The sequence below is a fragment of the Frankia sp. CgKIO3 genome (assembly GCF_977946435.1).
Genome location: NZ_CDWTMO010000004.1, coordinates 17855 through 36701 on the forward strand (window position 1 = coordinate 17855; position 18847 = coordinate 36701).

Sequence of the window (18847 nt, forward strand, 5' to 3'; positions counted from 1 at the left end):
TGGTGGGGACCGTGCACGCGGGTACGGTCAAGCCTGTGAACGGCGAGAACACCGTGACCGACAGCGAGAACGCTGTGATCGACAGTGAGAACACCGTGACCAAGGAAGTGAGTAGCGAGGTGGCCGGTCCATGGGACCGGCGGTTGCACATCGTTACCGGCAAGGGCGGTACCGGCAAGACGACCGTGGCCGGCGCGCTGGCCGTGGCGCTTGCGACCGATGGTCGTCGAGTCCTGCTCACCGAGGTCGAGGGCCGGCAGCAGATCGCGCAGCTGTTCGACACCCCTCCGTTGCCCTACCGGGAGCGCAAGGTGGCCAGCGCTCCCGGCGGCGGGGAGGTGTTCGCGTTGGCGATCGACGCGGACGAGGCCTTGCTGGAGTATCTAGAGATGTTCTACAACCTGCGGCGGGCCGGGAGGGCCCTGGGCAGGATCGGCGCGGTGGATTTCGCCACGACCGTCGCTCCCGGGGTTCGCGACGTGCTGCTCACCGGCAAGGTCAAGGAGGCGGTCAACCGGCCCGACGCCACCCGGCCGGGAGGGCTGGCCTACGACGCGGTGGTGCTCGACGCGCCGCCCACTGGTCGGATCACCCGGTTTCTCAACGTCACCGCGGAGGTGGCGGGGCTGGCCAAGGTCGGGCCGATCCGGGCCCAGGCCGACAGCGTGATGGCCGTGCTGGCGCCCGATCGGGCCGCCGTGCATCTGGTTACCCTCCTCGAGGAGATGCCGGTGCAGGAGACGGTGGACGGCGTGGCCGAGCTGACCCGTGCTGGTCTGCCGCTCGGCGGTGTGGTGGTCAACATGACCCGCCCGCCCCTGCTGCGCGCGAAGGAGTCCCGCCTAGCCCGGCGCGGGGAGCTGGACCGGGAGGAGATTGCCGCCGGGATCAAGGAGGCTGGGATGGAGCCCACCCCTGAGCTGGTCGAGGCGCTGGCCTGGGAGGCGGCCCAGCACGCCGATCGCGTCGCGCTGGAGGCGGCTGAGCGTGCGGAGATCGCCGGGCTCGGCCGCCCCGTGTATGAGGTGCCGCTGGTCGCGGACGGCGTCGACCTCGGCACTGTCTACCGGTTCGCGGAGATGCTGCGGGCGCAGCAGATGGTGGCATGAGCTCCGCGTGCCCGACGCCCGGTGCACCACGGCGGGAACCCGGGGCGCCGTCCGCCGTGCCGTCCGCGGGGCGGCGAAGGCCGGCAGCAGGGAGCGTCCGGCAGTCGGCGGCGCGTCGCGGCGGGCCGGGAACGCGCCGGACGCGTCCGCATCCGGCCGGCGTGCCACTGCTCGACGTCGACGCGATGCTCGACACGGAACGAATCGTGGTCTGCTGTGGCTCGGGTGGGGTCGGCAAGACGACCATGGCCGCGACGCTCGCGCTGCGGGCGGCCGAGCGCGGGCGCAACGTCGTCGTCCTGACGATCGACCCGGCGCGGCGACTCGCCCAGGCCCTGGGCCTGACCGCGCTCGACAACACCCCACGCGAGGTGGCCGGTGCCGCCGGTGGTCGCCTCGACGCGATGATGCTGGACATGAAGCGGACGTTCGACGAGATCGTCCTGGCGCACAGCACCCCCGAGCGGGCCGAGGCCCTCCTTGCCAACCCCTTTTACCAGTCGCTGTCGTCCTCCTTCGCCGGCACCCAGGAATACATGGCGATGGAGAAGCTCGGCCAGCTCGACGCCACCGGCACGTGGGATCTGATCGTGGTCGACACGCCCCCGACCCGGTCGGCGCTGGACTTCCTCGATGCTCCGACGAGGCTCGGGGCCTTCCTCGACGGAAGGCTGCTACGACTGTTGCTCGCGCCGGCGAAGGCCGGCGGGCGGGCGTACGTGAAGGTGCTCGGCGCCGGCCTCGGCATGTTCACTCGAGTCCTCACCAAGGTGCTCGGCGCCCAACTGCTGACCGACGTCAGCCAGTTCGTGGCGGCACTGGAGACGATGTTCGGTGGCTTCCGGGCGAGGGCGGAGGAGACCTACCGCCTGCTCGGCGATCCCGGCACCTCGTTCATCGTGGTCGCCGCGCCCGAGGCCGCGGCGCTACGGGAGGCGTCCTACTTCGTCGATCGGCTCGACGCGAAGGGGATGCCCCTCGCCGGACTGGTCGTGAACCGGATGCACCACAGCGATGCCGAGGCGCTCAACGTCGAGCGCAGCCTCGCCGCCGCCGAGAACCTCGAGGAGCACGGGGAGCATCCGCTTGCCGCCGCGGTGCTGCGTATCCACGCCGATCGGGTCCGGCTAGCGAGCCGGGAGGCGCGGCTGCGGGAGCGGTTCACCAGCGCCCATCCCGACACCCCGATGGTGGAGGTGGAGGCGTTGTCGGAAGACGTGCACGATCTGGTCGGACTGCGGGAGATCGGCGATGCGCTCGCGCGTGACGAACGGCTGGATCGGACCGCTTGATCAGATTGATCATCCTGATCGGCGAGCCCCGGTTCATCCGGGCGAGAGAACGCGGTTGACAGCGGATGTGTGTGATCCCGGACCGGGACGACGTTGTCCTCGGGCGGGGTATAGCCGGCGAAGGATCCGATCGGCCTTGGGGGACTGGTCGGACCACCGCTGAATCAGCCGGCGGAGGCCGATCTGTGATCGGCCTGGGCGTCCGTGAGCAGCTTCCGCCAGGACGTGACGTCCGGGCGGCGACGTAGCAGCGCGCGACGCTCCCGTTCGGTCATGCCCCCCCAGACGCCGAACTCGACGTGGTTGTCGAGAGCGTCCGCGAGGCACTCGGTGCGGACGGCGCAGCCGAAGCACCGGGTCTTCACCCGGTTCTGGGCGGCGCCCTGGACGAACAGCTCATCCGGGTCGAGGTCGCGACAGGCGGCGTGGGCCGTCCAGTCGCCGTCGACGGTGGAACCCACGAGATGGGTCGTGTTGGCACGGCGTGGCGTGCTGACGGTGGGGGTCAGGCTTCTGGTCATGCCACCTGCCTTTCTTCTCGAGTCCGGGTCAGGGGCCCGTGCGGGTGGTGACGTGGCGTTGCCCCGAAACCGTACGGAGTGGCGTGGCCACGGCACAGACCCCACACGGGTGGTTGTCCAAATGACTAGTCCGGGCCATTGATCCGGATCGCCATGGTAGTGCTGTCTGTGACTTCCGCATGTCTGTTGCGTGACAATGAGGTATCGGCTCGGAGGTGGTGCGGGTTCTTCATCGTTTCGTTTCCGTTTTGACGAGATTGCCCCACTGTGGGACAAAAATCGCGATGACGCCTAAAAGTAGAGGTGTGGAGCGTGGACGGCGGGGCAGCCGGTGTGGAGGTTGTCACGGTTCTCCGGGGCGCGCCCGGGACCGGCAGGGTCGCCGGCCGGGGCTGGAACTGCGACGTCCCAGCTCACGGCATTATCGGCTGCGATGGGCCGCCGCCTTGCGGTGTTCGTGGAAATCGGGGCGGCGGGGGTGGCGCTTGTTGATCGAATGTTGGCCCGTATGCTCCGACGGGTGGCCCAGCCTGGCTGGACGGAGGTCCCTGGATGACCGCGCCCCCTGGGCACCCCACGCCCGGTCGTGGGCAGTTCGAGGATTCCGCCCGCGATCGTGTACCGGGGCGCCGGTACGAGCCTGACGAACTCCGCTTCGGCGACGCCGACCAGCCCGCGCCTCGTCCCATCGCATCATCGGCCCGCCGGCTGGGGTTCGTGGCCACGCGGCTGCTCGGCGCCGGTGTGATCAGCGTGGTGGCGGGCGTGCTCGTCGGCATGCTGGCCCTGCCGGTGGTGGGGGCGGCCGGACTGACCGTCAAGGGCGGCGCGGACGACTTCCTCGACCTGCCGGCCAACCTGGCTGTCCCCCCGCTGGCCCAGGCGTCGCGCGTCCTCGACGCGCGGGGGAACGTCCTCGCCGTGCTGCGCGGGGAGCAGGACCGCGAGGTCGTGTCCCTGGGCCGCGTTCCGCCGGTGATGCGTCAGGCGATCATCGACATCGAGGATTCCCGGTTCTACGAGCACGACGGGCTGGATTACAAGAGTCTCGTCCGGGCGTATCTCACCAACCGGGAGAACGGCGAGGTCACCCAGGGCGGCTCGACCCTGACCCAGCAGTACGTCAAGAACGTTCTTCTGATGTCCGCGACGACGGCTGAGGCGAAGGAGGCCGCGACCGAGCAGACCGTCCAGCGCAAGCTTCGGGAAGCGCGTTATGCGCTGTACCTCGAAGCCCATCTGAGTAAGGACGAGATCCTCGAGCGTTATCTCAACATCGCCTACTTCGGCGATGGCGCGTACGGCGTCCAGGTAGCCGCGCAGCACTACTTCAACGTCGACGTCGACAAGCTCACCCTGCCGCAGGCGGCGCTGCTGGCCGGCCTGGTGAAAAACCCGACCGCCTTCAACCCGGTGATGCATCCGCAGGCGGCGCGGGAACGGCGCAACGTGGTCCTCGACCGCATGTTCGAACTTCATCACATCGACGCGGCGGCCTTTCACCAGGCGCACGACGGCGAGGTGGTGCTCAACCGGCCGCCCCACTCGGCCGATCCCTGCGCCGACTCGGTCGCGCCGTTCTTCTGCGCCCTCGTGCGCCAGCGGCTGCTGAACGACAGATCCTTCGCCCCGACGGAGGAGGACGCGCGCAGACTGCTGTTCGAGGGCGGCCTCACGATCAGAACGACGCTGGACCCGGTGGCGCAACAGGCGGCGCAGTCGGCCGCGACCGAGGTCATCCCGATCGGGAACCGGGTGGCGGCGAGCGTCGCGATGGTGCAGCCGAACACCGGCCAGGTGCTCGCCCTGGCGATCAACCGGGTCTACGGCCCGGCGGCGGACGGACAGCCCGCCGCTCTGTCCACGGACTTCGTCCACACCAAGGAGATCTATCCCGTCGACGAGGACTCGTTCTCCCCGGGATCGACCTACAAGGTGTTCACTCTGATCTCCGCGCTCGAATCGGGACTACCGCTTTCCACGACGCTGCACGCCCCCCTCTGCTACCACTCGAACGTCTTCCCGAACCCGGATCCCCAGGGCAAGAACTGCTACGGCAACGCCGATTCCAGCGAGGACGGTTTCTACTCGTTGACGACCGCCACCTGGTCATCGGTCAACACCTACTACATCCAGCTCGCCGAGAAGCTGGGCGTGCTGAAGACGGCCGAGGTGGCCCGTCGCATGGGCGTCACCTCGTGCCGGATCCGGCAGCACAACAACAACGATCCCGAATGCAGGGGGGTGAACGGGATCGGCCGGGTTGACGGCTCCTCCACCCTCGGATCCAACGAGATCAGCACCCTCGATCTGGCGACCGCCTACGCGACGTTGGCCGCGCGGGGCAGGAAGTGCGACGCGCGGACCGTGCTCGCGATCACCCAGCGGGTGGGCGGGACGGACCGGCCGCTTCCCTTCGACACCGGCGCTCCCTGCCAGCAGGTGCTCGACCCGAAGATTGCGGACAAGGTCAGCGCCGTGCTGCAGGGGGTCATCAACCACGGGACGGCCAGCGGGAACGGGCAGATCGGCCGGCCGGCCGCCGGCAAGACCGGCACCGCGGAGGGGTTCAGCACCGCCTCCTTCGCGGGTTACATCCCCCAGCTCGCCGCGGCCGTGACCCTCGCGGACCCGCGCGGACCGACGTCGCATCCCCTGATCAATGTGAAGGGTCGCAACGTCTTCGGTGGCGGATATCCCGCCCAGGTGTGGTCCCGCACGATGATCCGGACGATCGCCGGCCTCGGGCTACCGGTCGAACCGCTGCCGACCCCGGACAACACCCAGCCCAAGGTGCCGACGAAGGTACTGCCGGACGTGGTCGGGCAGCCGCAGCAGGTCGCCGAGCAGACGCTCGTCCAGCTGGGCTTCCATGTCAGGTCGCAGCCGGTCCCGCATCCGGCGCCTCCCGGCACCGTCGTGGCGATGTCGCCCGCCCCAGGCAGTGAGGTCTCGCTCAACACCGAGGTCACCCTGCAGATCTCCGGGGGGCTGACCGGCACGGCCGTCCTGCCGGGTGGATCGGCGCTACCCGGCTTCGGAACGCTCGCCCAGCCGAATGACGGCCGATCGGCCGGGGGCGGCCAGCCGGGCACGGACCTGCGTCGGCAGCTGAACGCTTTAGGCGGCTCGGGGCCGTTGGCCCGGGAGGACGGCAGGGGTGGCCGGGGCCAGGGCGAGAGCCGGCTGCGCTGACCGGCTCACGCGGGCCGCGCGGCTCGCTCAGCCGCCCGCCAACCGGGCCTTCACGAGTGCGGCGACCCGGCCGCCGTCGGCCCGGCCGGCGACCGCGGCCTGCACGGACTTCATGGCGGGACCGATCGCTCGTGGACCGCTGACATCCAGACCCGCGAGTACCTGGTCGATGATCGTGGCCAGTTCGTCGTCGCCGAGCTGCTTCGGCAGATATTCCTCGATCACCTCGCCCTCGGCCCGCTCGCGGTCCGCCTGGTCGCCGCGACCGGCCGCGGTGTAAGCGTCGGCCGCCTCCCGGCGCTTCTTCACCTCGCGGGTCAGGACCTTCGAAACCTCCGTGTCGTCGAGGACCCGCGCGGAGCTGCCGGCCACCTCCGCATCCTTCACCGCGGCCAGGGCCAGCCGCAGGGTGGACGTCCGCAGCTCGTCACGGGACTTCATCGCGACGGTCAGATCGGCGCGCAGACGTTCCTTGAGGGTGCTCATAACCACCGGAGCCTATGGTCTGCGGGCACGGTGGTCACGCCGGTTCCGTCGGTGGCGCGCGGAACCGGGCCGGGTGGCGGCAGGTCATCGTCCGCGGTGGGTGAGACTGAGACGATGAACGCGCGTCACACAGCGGCGAGGACTCTCGTGGGTGTCGCGGCCGCGGGGGCGCTCGTGTCGGCCTACGGCGGGTTGTACGAGCGCACGGCGTACACCCTGCGGAGGGTGCGGATCCCGGTGCTGCCGGCCGGCGCGCGCCCCCTGCGCGTGCTGCACATCTCCGACCTGCACGTCACCCCCCGTCAGCACGGCAAGCTCGCCTGGTTGGGGGACTTGGCCCGGCTCGTCCCCGACCTGGTCGCCCTGACTGGTGACGTGCTGTCCGCGGCCGACGCCCGGGATCCCCTGCTCGCCGCGCTGGAGCCGCTCTACTCGTTCCCCGGGGTCTTCGTACCGGGGAACAACGACTACTTCGTCCCGGCCCTGAAGAGCCCGCACCGCTACCTCCGGCGGGGCGACGAGGCCGAGCCCAAGGGCGCTCCGCTGGACTGGGCGGCCTTCGCCGGTGGTCTCGCCGCCGCCAGCGGGTGGACCGAGCTGACCAACGTGCGGGCGGTCATCGAGGTCGACGGTCGCCGGATCGACCTGCGTGGCGTGGACGACGCCCGGCTGCGCCGCGACCGGCTCGCGGTCGTGACCGGCCCCCCGGAGCCCGGCGTCGAGCTCGCGTTGGGACTGTCCCACACACCGGAACCGCGGGTCCTCGACGCGTTCACGGCGGACGGGGTGGGGCTCACCCTTTCGGGGCACACGCACGGGGGCCAGATCCGGCTGCCCCGAGTCGGGGCGCTCGTGACCAACTGCGGGCTGGACCGGGCTCGGGTTCGCGGACTGTCCCGTCACGAGGTCGACGGGCGGTCGTCCTGGCTGCACGTGTCGCCCGGGCTGGGCACGTCCCCGTTCGCGCCGCTGCGCCTCGGCTGCCGGCCGGAGGCGACCCTGCTCACCCTGGTGCCGGCCGGGGTGCCGGCCGGCGACCCCGCCCCGTCGGACCACTGAGCCCGTCGGGTATGCTTCAGCTCGGTCGCGGGGTGTGGCGCAGCTTGGTAGCGCGCTTCGTTCGGGACGAAGAGGTCGTGGGTTCGAATCCCGCCACCCCGACCAGATGACGCGTCGCACCCCGTCTCCCCGGCAGGGAGGCGGGGTTCCTGCCGCCCAGGGGGGATCGGCCGCTTCTGAGCGTCCTACCCGATTACCCGTCCACCCCACGGCCGCTCTCCCTTACCCGCACATCCTCCTCGGCCGCGAGCACTGAGCCGGCAGCTAGGCGCCGGCAGGGCACCGATCGGCCTGCCGTCTTCGGCCGATTGCTGCCCTGCCGCGTTGCGCGGCTTGCATTCGCCGAAATCCCCCCCAGACGGGGGACGCAACCAGTCCGATCAGGCCACTCAGGATAGGGATCAGTGCAGTCGACCGTAATAACGACGGCCTTCCGGGTAAGAACATCGCAACAGTTCTCCTCTGCGGTATCGGATCCGTCGCGCCGCTCACCGTCGGTGGCCTCGCTTCGAGCATATCCAGTATTCTCCTGCCGGGCTCCGGCGAAGTCGTCTGTCGGTAATCCAGATTCGTGATCGCGTGGAGCGGTTGTTCGGGTCGGCGGGAGTGATGACGTAGTCCTTGGGTGATCTTGGTGGTGCCGGCCGGGCGCGGGATACTGATCCATCGCCGCCGTCTCGTCCCCACCGCCGGCGTCCACGCACTGCCGGGCCCGACCTCCGGCCGCCCCCGGAGCCTAATGGCGGTTGATCGCGACGGCGGTCGTCGGTGGGCCGCCGGCGAAAGGTGCTGCGGGTACGGTCCGCCGTCGGCGGATCTCCCGGACGCGCCCGTCGTGCGACGTGCCCGGGAGCCGGGTGCTCTACCGTGTACCGGAGGGGTCATAGGCTCATGATCGATCATTGGTCCGCCTACGTTAAGATCGCACCATGGAAAAGGGGAAGCGGGAGACAGTGACGAGATATCGCCGAGTGGTCGTCAAACTGAGCGGTCGCGCGATCGCCGGTTCCGCCGAATTCGGCTTCGATTCCAACGCGCTGGAGCACCTCGCCCGAGAAATCATCGCCGTCCGCCAGTCCGGCGTGGAGGTGGCGATCGTCGTCGGCGGTGGGAACCTCTTCCGTGGTAACCAGTCGGGCCGGTGGGGTATTGACCGGGTCGAAGCCGACAATATCGGCATGTTGAGTACGGTCATCAACAGTCTGTTGCTCCGGGGGAAGCTCACCGCGCTGGGTGAGGACAACCTGCGGGTGATGACGGCGGTTCCCGTTCCGGCGGTGGCCGAGCCCTACATCCGGCTGCGAGCGGTGCACCTGCTGGAGAAGGGGGCGACGGTCATCCTCGCCTGCGGCAACGGCCAGCCCTTCCTCACTACCGACTACCCGGCGGTGCAGCGGGCGCTGGAGCTCAATGCCGACGCGGTGCTGGCCGCCAAGGACGGCGTGGACGGCGTCTACGACAGCGATCCGAAGATCAATCCAGGGGCCAGGCTCTTCTCGCACCTCAGTTATGACGAGGTGATCAGCCGCGGGCTCCGGGTGATGGATCAGTCGGCCTTCATCTTGGCCCGTGACTTCGATATGCCGCTGCATATCTTCGATATCGAGCAGCGGGGCGCGATGACGGCGATCTGCCGTGGTGAGCACCGGGGGACGGTCATCTCCTCTTCGCCGGAGAAGTCCGAAGAGTTCGGGAACGAGGTGCTGGCCAGCCCCGCCGAATCGACGGCCTGATCCCGAGGCGCCGGCCACACAATCGATCTCGACGTCGGTCCCGATCTGCCCCCGAGGGGCAGGTCGAGGAAGACCGAATCCGCTTCTCGAAGGACGGGCGCGGTTTGTCTGCACGGCGGCGGACTCACCGCGGGACGCATTACGCCCGTTTCGTGGACGAAGACGACGACTCCTAACCCGGTCCCATAATTCAAGCTTCGTGAAGATACGTTCGTGAAGATACGACTGACCTAGGTTTCCACGGTCGCCGCCGACAGGTCCCCGTCCGCCTGCGCGGCTGATCGTCTCTGTTCCGGACGGCCACCACGCCAGGGATCTTGGACGTCAGTAGGAGCGGGCGATCAGGCAGACGAGGTCGTCGGCGTCGCTGCCGGCCTCGGGGATCCCGTCGTCCGGTGTCTGGAGGCACCGCACGGTGAGCGCTTCCTCGGCGAGCTCGGCCTCGCCCTCCTCGCCGACAAGGCGCCAGGGGATCCGGGCGAAGCCGGCCCGGGCGGCCCGGGCGGCCTCGGCAACGGTGGCGACGTCCGTCGTCCGGCTCTCGCGTAGGGCCAGCGCCTCGGCGTACAGGTCGGCCTGCACCTCGTCCAGCAGCACCGGCACCCGCGCGGCGGCCTCGGCCAGCGGCACCGGCACTTTCTCGGAGGTGTCCCGGCGCACCAGGATGACGTTGCCCGCGGCCAGGTCCCGCGGACCCACCTCGACCCGTACCGGGATGCCCTTGATCTCCGCGTCGGTGACCCGCCGGCCGAAGGACAGCCCAGGACGGGCGTCGACCCGCACCCGAAGACCGGCGTCGGTCAGCGCGGCGGCGATCTGGCGGGCATTCGTGACGACGGTCTCGTCGTCGCGCACCGGCAGGACTACGACCTGCGTCGGCGCCAACCGGGGCGGGACACGCAGGCCGTTGTCGTCGCCATGCGCCATGATCAGCCCGCCGACCATCCGGGTCGAGCAGCCCCACGACGTCGTCCACGCCAGGTGCCGGGCTCCGTCGTCGCCGAGGAAGTCGATGTCGAAGGCGCGGGCGAAGTTCTGGCCGAGCTCGTGACTGGTCGCCATCTGCAGGGCCTTGCCGTCGCCCATCATGCCCTCGCAGGTCATCGTGTTGGTCGCGCCGGCGAACCGTTCCCGGCGCGTCTTCACTCCGACGAACACCGGGACCGCCAGCACCTGCGTCATGAAGTCGCGGTAGACCTCGAGCGCGATCCGACGGGCGTAGGCCGCGGCATCGGCCTCGTCGGCGTGCGCGGTGTGGCCCTCCTGCCAGAGGAACTCGCTGCTGCGCAGGAACAGCCGGGGACGCAGCTCCCACCGGACCACGTTCGCCCACTGGTTGAGCAGCAGCGGCAGGTCACGGTAGCTCTGGGTCCACTTGGCCAGGTATTCGCCGATCACGGTCTCGCTGGTGGGCCGGACGACTACGGGCTCCTCCAACTCCTTGCCGCCACCGATGGTGACCACCGCCAGCTCCGGGCTGAAGCCCTCGACGTGCTCGGCCTCCCGGCGCAGGTAGCTCTCGGGGATGAACAAGGGGAAGTAGGCATTGACGGCCCCGGCGGCCTTGATCCGGGAGTCCACCTCGGCCTGCATGCGTTCCCAGATCGCGTAGCCGTACGGTCGGATGACCATCGTCCCGCGGACGGGGCCGTTGTCGGCCAGCTCGGCCTTGGCGAGCACGTCCTGATACCAGCGCGGAAAGTCGGTCGAGCGGGAGGTGAGTACAGCCACCCCGCCACGATATTGCCTCGACCACGGCTCGTGGCCCCGGGGACCGGCACTTGTTGTGTCCCCGCCCCGGCGGGCGTCCCCGGATGCCGCTCGGAAGGCGCCTCGCGCCGGTCGCGGTCGTCTCGGCTGACGGCCCGTCGCCAGAGTGGACGGTCGCTGAGGGGACGGTTCAGGTCCGGCCCGGATCGCCGCCGCGTCCGACCGGCTGCCCGTCGACCCCGCGCCGAGAATCCCGCGAAACCTCCTGGAATACCAGTGAGACGTCCACGTCGCCGTGATGGCTGACCAGCGCGGCCGTGGGGGGGACGAGGATCATCGCGGTGGTCAGGTCGGCGGCGGTGGCTCCCGGGGCGAGGAGCAGCTCGTGTTGGACGAGTAAGCCGTCGTTGACGGTGACCACCTCGGCCAGTGACCGTGGCCGTCCCCCGATGACCGGACGGGGTTCCGGCAGGAGATCGTCGCTGTCGACGGTGTTCATGTTCTGGTCGTCCTCCGTTGTCGTGTCGCGTGTCGTGCCGCGTCTGGTTGGTGCCGCCGGCACGGGGGTGCGCAGCGCCGGCCCCGGGTCGTCCGGCCGACCGGGCGCGGCGGTACCCGCGGGCTCTGCGCCATGCGGTCTGCCGCTTGCCGGACCCCGCCGATCCGCCGCGTGACGGGACATCGTCGTCCCGCCACGCGGCGGTGGCTGGTCGTGGCGCGCTTCATCGCCGGGCGGGACGGCTCCCGGTGGGCGGGCCGGCGCAGGCGGATGCGCTGGTCGGATGGAACGGACGGGTCGTGCTGCTCTTCGGATACGCCGTTGATGCTGTCAGCCACATCGATGTTGCTTTACAGCAAAGCACGAGAACGCGGGGTTGGCTACCGGCGATCTGTGCTCAGAGTGGACGTCTGGTAACAGAGGACGAAGATCCCGATCAGCTGCGTAGCGCGGCGCGCGGGTTGGCCGCTTCGCCGGCTCCGTCCCACTGCGTCGCAGGGCGCGGCGCCCCGGGTCGGACATGACACGCGTCGGTGAACTTTCGGTGCTTGCCGCGTCGGAAGGTTGGCAGCGATGGTGCCGCTCGATGACCGTGAATGATCCAGTTCCGGCGGCTCGGCGATCTTCCTGTCAAGCTCTCGCCTGTTCCTGTCCGTTCTCTCCAGGCTTCCGTCCGTTCTCGTCCACTTCCGTCCGTTCTCGTCACGCTCCTGTCCGTGGCCGAGAGTCACTCGTCCACGGCGCTCCGGGTGTGGCGTGATGTTTGGGGTGACGAGTGAGAGTGACTATTTGTCGATCATTCGACACGCACGGTTGTGATCGGATTGGCCGCGGGCTGGCTAATCAACCACGAATCCAGTGACATGGATGTGTTCCGGTTGGTGATAGGTCTGCGTTCGCGGACGTTCACCTTGCGTTCATTCGAGATGGCTTCGATTCTTGTCGGCGCCCCAGTCCAGGGGGCGGACGATTCGGCGCCGTAGCGCGCAAGAACGAAGGGCTGCTCGTGAACCGAGGCAAGCGTCAGGCCGCCGTCGGGGCTGCAATGGTGGCACTGCTCACTGTGGCGGCGTGTGGCACCGACGACAACAGTGACTCCGGCGGCACCGGGGCGAAGCCGTCGAACGGGGCGAGTGCGATCGCCTGCGAGAAGGGTTCCATCACCGGATCGGGTTCCTCCGCGCAGAAGAACGCGATGGACGAATGGGTCAAGGCGTACCAGAACGCCTGCGACGGCGCAACGATCAACTACCAGTCGACGGGGTCCTCGACCGGTCGGCAGCAGTTCATCGCCAAGCAGATTTCCTTCGCCGGTTCCGACTCGGCGCTGAAGGACCAGCAGAAGGCCGACGCGGACAATCGCTGTACCCCCGGTACGGCTGTCGACCTGCCGATGGTGGTCGGCCCGGTCGCGCTTGTGTACCACCTTTCGGGTGTCGACAAGCTCCAGCTGTCCGCCCCGACGATAGCGAAGATCTTCTCCGGTGCCATCACCAAGTGGAACGACCCGGCGATCACGGCGGAGAACAGTGGGGTTACTCTGCCTGACGCGCCGATCGCCTCGGTGCACCGGTCCGACGGTTCCGGTACCACCGACAACTTCACCAAGTTCCTGAAGGGCGCGGCCGGCGCCGCCTGGACCTTCGACTCCGGCTCGGACTGGAAGGCTCCGGGCGGCCAGGGTGCCAAGGGCAGCGAGGGGGTGACTGCGACCGTGAAGTCCACCGAGAACTCGATCGGTTATGTGGAGCTCTCCTATGCGGAGAACGCCGGGCTGTCCACGGTCGCGGTCAAGAACGGTGCCGGCGAGTACGTCAAGGCGAGCACGGATGGTGCCTCCCTCGGCCTGAGCACCGCGAAGATCGCCAGCGGTGACGACCTGAAGCTCACCTTCGACTACGCCGCGGCGACCAAGGGGGCGTACCCGATCTACCTGGTCACCTACGAGATCGCCTGCACCGCTGGTCTCCCGGCCGACCAGGCCAAGCTGGTCAAGTCCTTCCTGACCTACACCGCGTCGGACGCGGGCCAGTCCTCGATCGCCGACCTTGGTTACGCGCCGCTGCCGGACTCGGTAGCGACCCGGGTCCGCACGGTGGTCGACAAGCTGTCCTGACGTCGATCTGACGCAGCTCCGATTGGACTATCCGGTGCCCGCGGTGGGGTGAACAGCCCCACCGCGGGTCCGTTGTTCGTTGACGACGGCGAGAGCATCCGGGCCAGAACGGCAGACCAGAACAGCGCACTAGAACAGACCAACACACTAGAACAGACCAACAGCAGGCCAACATCACCAGACCAGCCAAGACGGTGACGGCCAGGGCATTCACGAGCGGAAGTCGAGTTCGGAGCACCAGGGGAAGAGGGACCATGACGACGGAGCCGGACAGCTCGGCGGACGCCGAGTCTCGGGGGGCCGCTTCGGCGACGGCCGCCCCATCGGGAGGTGATCGGCCGGCCGGCGGGCTGGCGGACACCTCGACAGGCAAGGCCAAGGTCGGCGTCGCTGACCTGATCTTCAAGAATGCCACCCGCACGGCCGGGGTCGGGCTACTGGTACTGATCGCCGCGATCGCGGCCTTCCTGGTACTGCGCGCCACCAATGCCCTCGACGCCAATACCGGGAACTTCTTCACCACGGAGGAGTGGTTCCCCAACGCCACGCCGCCGGTTTTCGGTATCGCCGCACTGCTGTTCGGCACGATGATCACTGCTGCCATCGCAATGATCATCGCTGTTCCGGTCGCGGTGGGCATCGCCCTGTTCATTACGGTGTACGCACCTCGCCGGATGGCCTCCGCCCTCGGCTACATCGTCGATCTGCTGGCGGCCGTGCCGAGCGTCGTCTACGGCCTGTGGGGACTGCTCGTGCTCGCGCCGCACATGAAGGGCATCCAGAGCTGGCTGACCGACTACTTCGGGTGGATCCCGCTGTTCGAGACCGATCGCGGGGTCGGCCGGTCGATCTTCGTTGCGAGTGTCGTCCTCGCGATCATGATTCTGCCGATCGTCGCCGCGTTGTCCCGCGAGGTGTTCCTGCAGGTGCCTATTGCGCATTGGGAGGCGGCGATGGCGCTGGGCGCGACCCGCTGGGAGATGATCAGAACCGCCGTCCTGCCCTACGGCAAGCCGGGCGTCATCAGTGCCTCGATGCTGGGCCTCGGGCGGGCGATGGGCGAGACCATCGCGGTCGCCCTGGTCCTGCCGGCGTCGTTCAACATCTCCTGGCAGATCCTCGCGCCGGCCGGTAACACCATCGCCGCGAACGTGGCGAACGGATGGGGCGAGGCCAACGACATTGGCCGCGGTGCGCTTATCGCGTCCGGTCTCGTGCTCTTCATCGTCACCATGCTGGTCAACATCATCGCTTGCGCCATCATCGCGCGGCGGCGTGAGTTCTCGGGGAGTGCCGCATGAACACCGCGACCGTTCCCGGCCCCGCCGTCGAGGGCGGTGAGGACCGGCTGCAGCTGCGGGGCCGGGTCCTGCCCCGCTGGGTACCGCTCGCTGCCGTCGCCGGTGCCGTCGTCCTGACGGCCCTGATCTACCTGGTGACCTCGATCTCCAGCAGGATCCAGTTTCCCCTGCTGGTCGCCGTCTTCTTCATCCTCGCGATGACCGTGGCCTCGACGCTGGTCGAGGGCGGCCGCCGGGCCCGGGACCGGTTCGCGACGAACCTGGTCTACGCCGCCTTCCTGCTCGCGGTCATCCCCCTGCTCGAGGTGCTCGTGAATGTGATCGAGAAAGGTGCGAGGCGGCTGCGCCCCGAGTTCTTCACTCACTCGATGAACGGCATCGGCGCCCGTGACGTCGGTGGTGGCATCTACCACGCGATCATCGGCACGGTGGAGCAGGTCGCGTTGGCGAGCCTGCTGGCCGTGCCGTTCGGTCTGCTGGTGGCCATCTACCTGGTGGAATATGGCCGCGGCCGGGTCAGCCGGGTAATCAGCTTCTTCGTCGACGTGCTCACCGGTCTTCCCTCGATCATCGCGGGTCTGTTCATCCTGGCGTTCTGGATCCTCGCCTTCCACCAGGGCTTCTCCGGATTCGCGGGTGCCCTGGCCCTCACGGTGCTCATGATTCCGATCGTGGTGCGCTCCGCCGAGGAAATGCTGAAGCTCGTTCCGGACGAGCTGCGGGAGGCCAGCTACGCCCTCGGGGTGGCGCGTTGGCGGACCATCCTCAAGGTGGTCGTCCCCACCGCGTTGCCCGGGATCGTGACCGGCGTCATGCTCGCGGTCGCCCGCGTTGCCGGCGAGACCGCGCCGCTGCTGCTGACCGTCTTCGGTACGAACCTCATCAACGCCAACCCGTTCTCCGGGGAGCAGTCCGCACTGCCGCTGTACATCTACTCGCAGGCCGGCCAGCCGCAGCAGTCGGCGGTGGACCGGGCCTGGGCCGCCGCCCTGGTACTCATCATCATCATCATGCTGCTCAACTTCATCGCTCGTCTGGTCGTCAGACGCTCGCGGCTGTGATGACCCTGACCCGGGATGACAGCGCGGCACAGATCATGCCCTATCTCATCCCATTTAGTCCCATCCCATCTGATCCGACCCTCTGAAACAGCATCCAGGCAGATCGTGAGTCGAGGTAGCCATGGCCACCCGCATCGACGTTTCCGGGCTGACGGCGTACTACGGGAAGTTCAAAGCCGTAGCCGACGTGAACCTGACCATCGAGCCGAAGAACGTCACCGCATTCATCGGGCCGTCCGGATGCGGGAAGTCGACGGTGCTGCGCACGCTCAACCGGATGCACGAGGTGCTTCCGGGGGCCCGGGTCGAGGGGCAGGTGCTCCTCGACGGTGAGGATCTGTACGGGCCCGGGACGGACCCGGTGGCCGTCCGCCGCACCGTCGGGATGGTCTTCCAGCGACCGAACCCGTTCCCGACCATGTCCGTCTACGAGAACGTCATCGCCGGGCTCAAGCTGAACGGGATCCGCAAGAAGGCGCTCCTCGACGAGCGGGCCGAGGAGTCACTGCGGGGCGCGAACCTCTGGGAGGAGGTCAAGGACCGGCTGGGCCGGCCGGGCGCGGGTCTGTCCGGTGGGCAGCAGCAGCGGCTTTGCATCGCCCGGGCGATCGCGGTGGAGCCGCAGGTCCTGCTGATGGACGAGCCGTGCTCCGCGCTCGACCCGATCTCCACTCTTGCGATCGAGGATCTGATCGCGAAGTTGAAGTCGAGCTTCACCATCGTCATCGTCACCCACAACATGCAGCAGGCGTCGCGGGTCAGCGACTCGACCGCCTTCTTTTCGCTGGAGAAGACCGGCGACCCCGGCCGTCTCGTCGAGTACGACAAGACCTCGCAGATCTTCAGCAACCCCAAGGAAAAGCGGACCGAGGACTACATCTCCGGACGGTTCGGCTGACGGACGGGGAGATTGGCGGACAGGACGCGCGGATGCTCCCGGTACCGCGTGGGGCCGGTCAACCGGGGGGGGCAAAACCGTGGCTCGACAGGCGAGGACCCGGCCGTTCCGGCAGGCCTGGCGGTCGTGGCAGTAGACCCGGCAGCCGACGGGCGTCGGTACCGCGGCCCATCCGGTGGGACGCGGAGACGGACGACGAGCACCGGGCCGGGGGGCTTCCCGGCGTTGTTGATCGCGGACGAGGACGTCGACGACGGCATGCTCGACGCCTTCGTCGCGAACGGTGTCGAGGTCAGTGTGGTGGCGGACGGGGCGCTGGCCCTGCTGGAGATCGGTCTGCGGCATCCGGCCGCGCTGCTGATCAGTGCCCGGCTGCCCGTGGTGGACGGGGTGACCGTCGTGCGGACGGTGCGTAGCGTGCCCGGTCACGACGACGTGCCGATTCTCCTCGCGGTCGGCCCCGATGACCGGCCGAGAGCTGCCGCCGGACTCGACGCGGGGGCCAGCGCCTGCGTGGGCAAGCCGTACCGGGTTCCCGAGGTCCTCGCGATGGTGGGGTTCATCGGAACCGGACGGGCCGGAACGTATCCGCCCCGGATGCACGAGCCGGAGGTGCTGCGCGGCGGACGGGTGCTGCTGGACCGCGCGGCGCACGAGGTCCGTCTCGACGGGGCCGTGGTCCCGGTCCCGCCGCGGGAGTTCCGGCTGCTCGCGCTGCTCCTGGAACAGACGGGCCGGGTCGTCACGCGCGAGACGCTGCTGCGAGAGGTCTGGGGTTCGGCGCAGACGGAGACGAACACGCTTGCCGTGCACGTGCGGCGGCTGCGGCGACGGCTGGGCGAGACGGCCGGCCAACCGACGGTAATCGAGAGCATCCGCGGGGTCGGCTACCGCTTCCGCGCCGTTGCCGATCCGGGTTGAGCCCTTCCGCAGGGACGTCAGCCGGGCAGCGCGTAGACGCCCGGCGCCACCCGTACCACGAGGCCATCGTCGATCAGTCCGGCGAGGGCGCGGGTCCGCTGCACCGGATCGTCCCAGACCTGATCGAGGATCTCCTGACCCACCTCCGGACTGGCGTCACGCAGGACGGCGAGCAGCCGGCCGCGGACCTGGCGGTCGGTGCCGGCGTACCCCTGGGGCCGGCGCGCGGGCCCCGCGCTCGGCGGGCTGCCCGCGGACACCCACGCACACCGTCCCAGCAGGGGGCAGGCGGCGCAGCGAGGCATCCGGGCAACGCAGACCAGCGCGCCGAGCTCCATGAACGCGGCGCTGGCCCGGGCGGCCGTCTCGGCGTCCGGCGGCAACAGCTCCGCGATCTCGACCAGGTCGCGGCGGCTGACCGTGGCCGGCTGGTCGGCTCTTCCCTCGACGGCCCGGGCGAACAGCCGGCGCACGTTGACGTCGACGACCGGATGGCGCTGGCGGAAGGCGAAGGCGGCAACCGCCCGCGCGGTGTACGTCCCGATGCCGGGCAGCGCGAGGAGATCGTCGAGGTGCCGGGGGATCTCGCCGTCGTGCCGTTCGACGACGACGGTCGCCGCCTGGTGCAGCCGCAGCGCGCGCCTGGGGTAGCCTAACCGGCCCCACGCCCGGACGGCCTCCCCGGCCGGCTCGGCGGCGAGCGCGGCGGGCGTCGGCCACCGGTCCAGCCAGGCCTCCCAGACCGGCAGCACCCGGCTGACCGGGGTTTGTTGCAGCATCACCTCGCTGACCATGATTGCCCAGGGGCTCGTCAGGGGACGGCGCCACGGCAGGTCCCGGCCACAGACGGCGAACCAGTCCAGGACGAGATCGGCCAGTGGTCCGGGCGCGCTGCTGATTCCGGCTGTGCTGGTCATTCCCGCCATCGTGCCAGGCGACCAGGCCG

15 protein-coding genes and 1 tRNA gene are annotated in these 18847 nt (G+C 69.2%); 11 read left to right on the plus strand and 5 right to left on the minus strand.

The genetic code is table 11. The features are described 5' to 3' along the window. Window positions 1-77: 77 nt before the first annotated feature. Both bagA and bagB read left to right on the plus strand, forming a co-directional pair. On the plus strand, window positions 78-1109 hold the full coding sequence (gene bagA / locus AC08OJ_RS01240) for an ATPase BagA (RefSeq protein WP_476594878.1): 1032 nt from the start codon (window positions 78-80) through the stop codon (window positions 1107-1109). Further along, complete coding sequence (bagB, locus tag AC08OJ_RS01245) at window positions 1106-2401, plus strand: ATPase BagB (RefSeq protein ID WP_476591547.1); 1296 nt, start codon at window positions 1106-1108, stop codon at window positions 2399-2401. Before bagA ends, bagB begins: the two co-directional genes overlap by 4 nt. Before the next feature lie 164 nt (window positions 2402-2565). Here bagB and AC08OJ_RS01250 read toward each other — a convergent pair whose 3' ends face one another. Then, entirely contained in the window at window positions 2566-2922 is a 357-nt protein-coding gene (locus AC08OJ_RS01250) for a WhiB family transcriptional regulator (RefSeq protein WP_462185921.1), read from the minus strand. Window positions 2923-3474: 552 nt separating this feature from the next. On the opposite strand from AC08OJ_RS01250, the gene AC08OJ_RS01255 reads away from it, so the two are divergent. After that, a complete protein-coding gene (locus AC08OJ_RS01255; RefSeq protein ID WP_476594868.1) occupies window positions 3475-6117 on the plus strand; it encodes a penicillin-binding protein in 2643 nt (880 codons plus the stop codon). A gap of 27 nt (window positions 6118-6144) precedes the next feature. Here AC08OJ_RS01255 and AC08OJ_RS01260 read toward each other — a convergent pair whose 3' ends face one another. Further along, entirely contained in the window at window positions 6145-6603 is a 459-nt protein-coding gene (locus AC08OJ_RS01260) for a GatB/YqeY domain-containing protein (RefSeq protein ID WP_476591545.1), read from the minus strand. Window positions 6604-6717: 114 nt separating this feature from the next. On the opposite strand from AC08OJ_RS01260, the gene AC08OJ_RS01265 reads away from it, so the two are divergent. From AC08OJ_RS01265 to pyrH, 3 genes are all read left to right on the plus strand, one after another. Continuing rightward, window positions 6718-7662, plus strand: a complete 945-nt coding sequence (locus AC08OJ_RS01265; protein ID WP_476591544.1) for a metallophosphoesterase — start codon at window positions 6718-6720, stop codon at window positions 7660-7662. Between the two features lie 28 nt (window positions 7663-7690). Further along, window positions 7691-7767: transfer RNA gene (locus AC08OJ_RS01270), tRNA-Pro, on the plus strand. An 824-nt stretch (window positions 7768-8591) separates the two neighbouring features. Next, entirely contained in the window at window positions 8592-9395 is an 804-nt protein-coding gene (pyrH, locus tag AC08OJ_RS01275; RefSeq protein ID WP_462203087.1) for a UMP kinase, read from the plus strand. Window positions 9396-9719: 324 nt separating this feature from the next. Here the strand turns inward: pyrH and proS are convergent, their stop codons facing one another. After that, on the minus strand, window positions 9720-11126 hold the full coding sequence (gene proS, locus AC08OJ_RS01280; protein ID WP_476594869.1) for a proline--tRNA ligase: 1407 nt from the start codon (window positions 11124-11126) through the stop codon (window positions 9720-9722). A gap of 169 nt (window positions 11127-11295) precedes the next feature. Then, window positions 11296-11604 (minus strand): hypothetical protein, encoded by a 309-nt coding sequence (locus AC08OJ_RS01285; RefSeq protein ID WP_476591542.1) that lies wholly within the window; start codon window positions 11602-11604, stop codon window positions 11296-11298. A gap of 1006 nt (window positions 11605-12610) precedes the next feature. On the opposite strand from AC08OJ_RS01285, the gene pstS reads away from it, so the two are divergent. From pstS to AC08OJ_RS01310, 5 genes are all read left to right on the plus strand, one after another. Further along, on the plus strand, window positions 12611-13720 hold the full coding sequence (pstS, locus tag AC08OJ_RS01290) for a phosphate ABC transporter substrate-binding protein PstS (protein WP_476594870.1): 1110 nt from the start codon (window positions 12611-12613) through the stop codon (window positions 13718-13720). Window positions 13721-13974: 254 nt separating this feature from the next. Then, a complete protein-coding gene (gene pstC, locus AC08OJ_RS01295) occupies window positions 13975-15021 on the plus strand; it encodes a phosphate ABC transporter permease subunit PstC (RefSeq protein ID WP_476594871.1) in 1047 nt (348 codons plus the stop codon). Beyond that, window positions 15018-16082: a phosphate ABC transporter permease PstA gene (gene pstA / locus AC08OJ_RS01300; RefSeq protein WP_476591539.1), complete on the plus strand. Its 1065-nt coding sequence runs from the start codon at window positions 15018-15020 to the stop codon at window positions 16080-16082. The genes pstC and pstA overlap by 4 nt, the downstream gene beginning before the upstream one ends. Window positions 16083-16203: 121 nt before the next feature. Beyond that, window positions 16204-16980, plus strand: coding sequence for a phosphate ABC transporter ATP-binding protein PstB (pstB, locus tag AC08OJ_RS01305; RefSeq protein WP_462185928.1), 777 nt, complete (start codon window positions 16204-16206; stop codon window positions 16978-16980). A gap of 225 nt (window positions 16981-17205) precedes the next feature. Further along, a complete protein-coding gene (locus AC08OJ_RS01310; RefSeq protein ID WP_476594872.1) occupies window positions 17206-17901 on the plus strand; it encodes a response regulator transcription factor in 696 nt (231 codons plus the stop codon). A gap of 17 nt (window positions 17902-17918) precedes the next feature. Here the strand turns inward: AC08OJ_RS01310 and AC08OJ_RS01315 are convergent, their stop codons facing one another. After that, window positions 17919-18818, minus strand: coding sequence for an HhH-GPD family protein (locus AC08OJ_RS01315; protein WP_476591537.1), 900 nt, complete (start codon window positions 18816-18818; stop codon window positions 17919-17921). Window positions 18819-18847 lie beyond the last annotated feature (29 nt).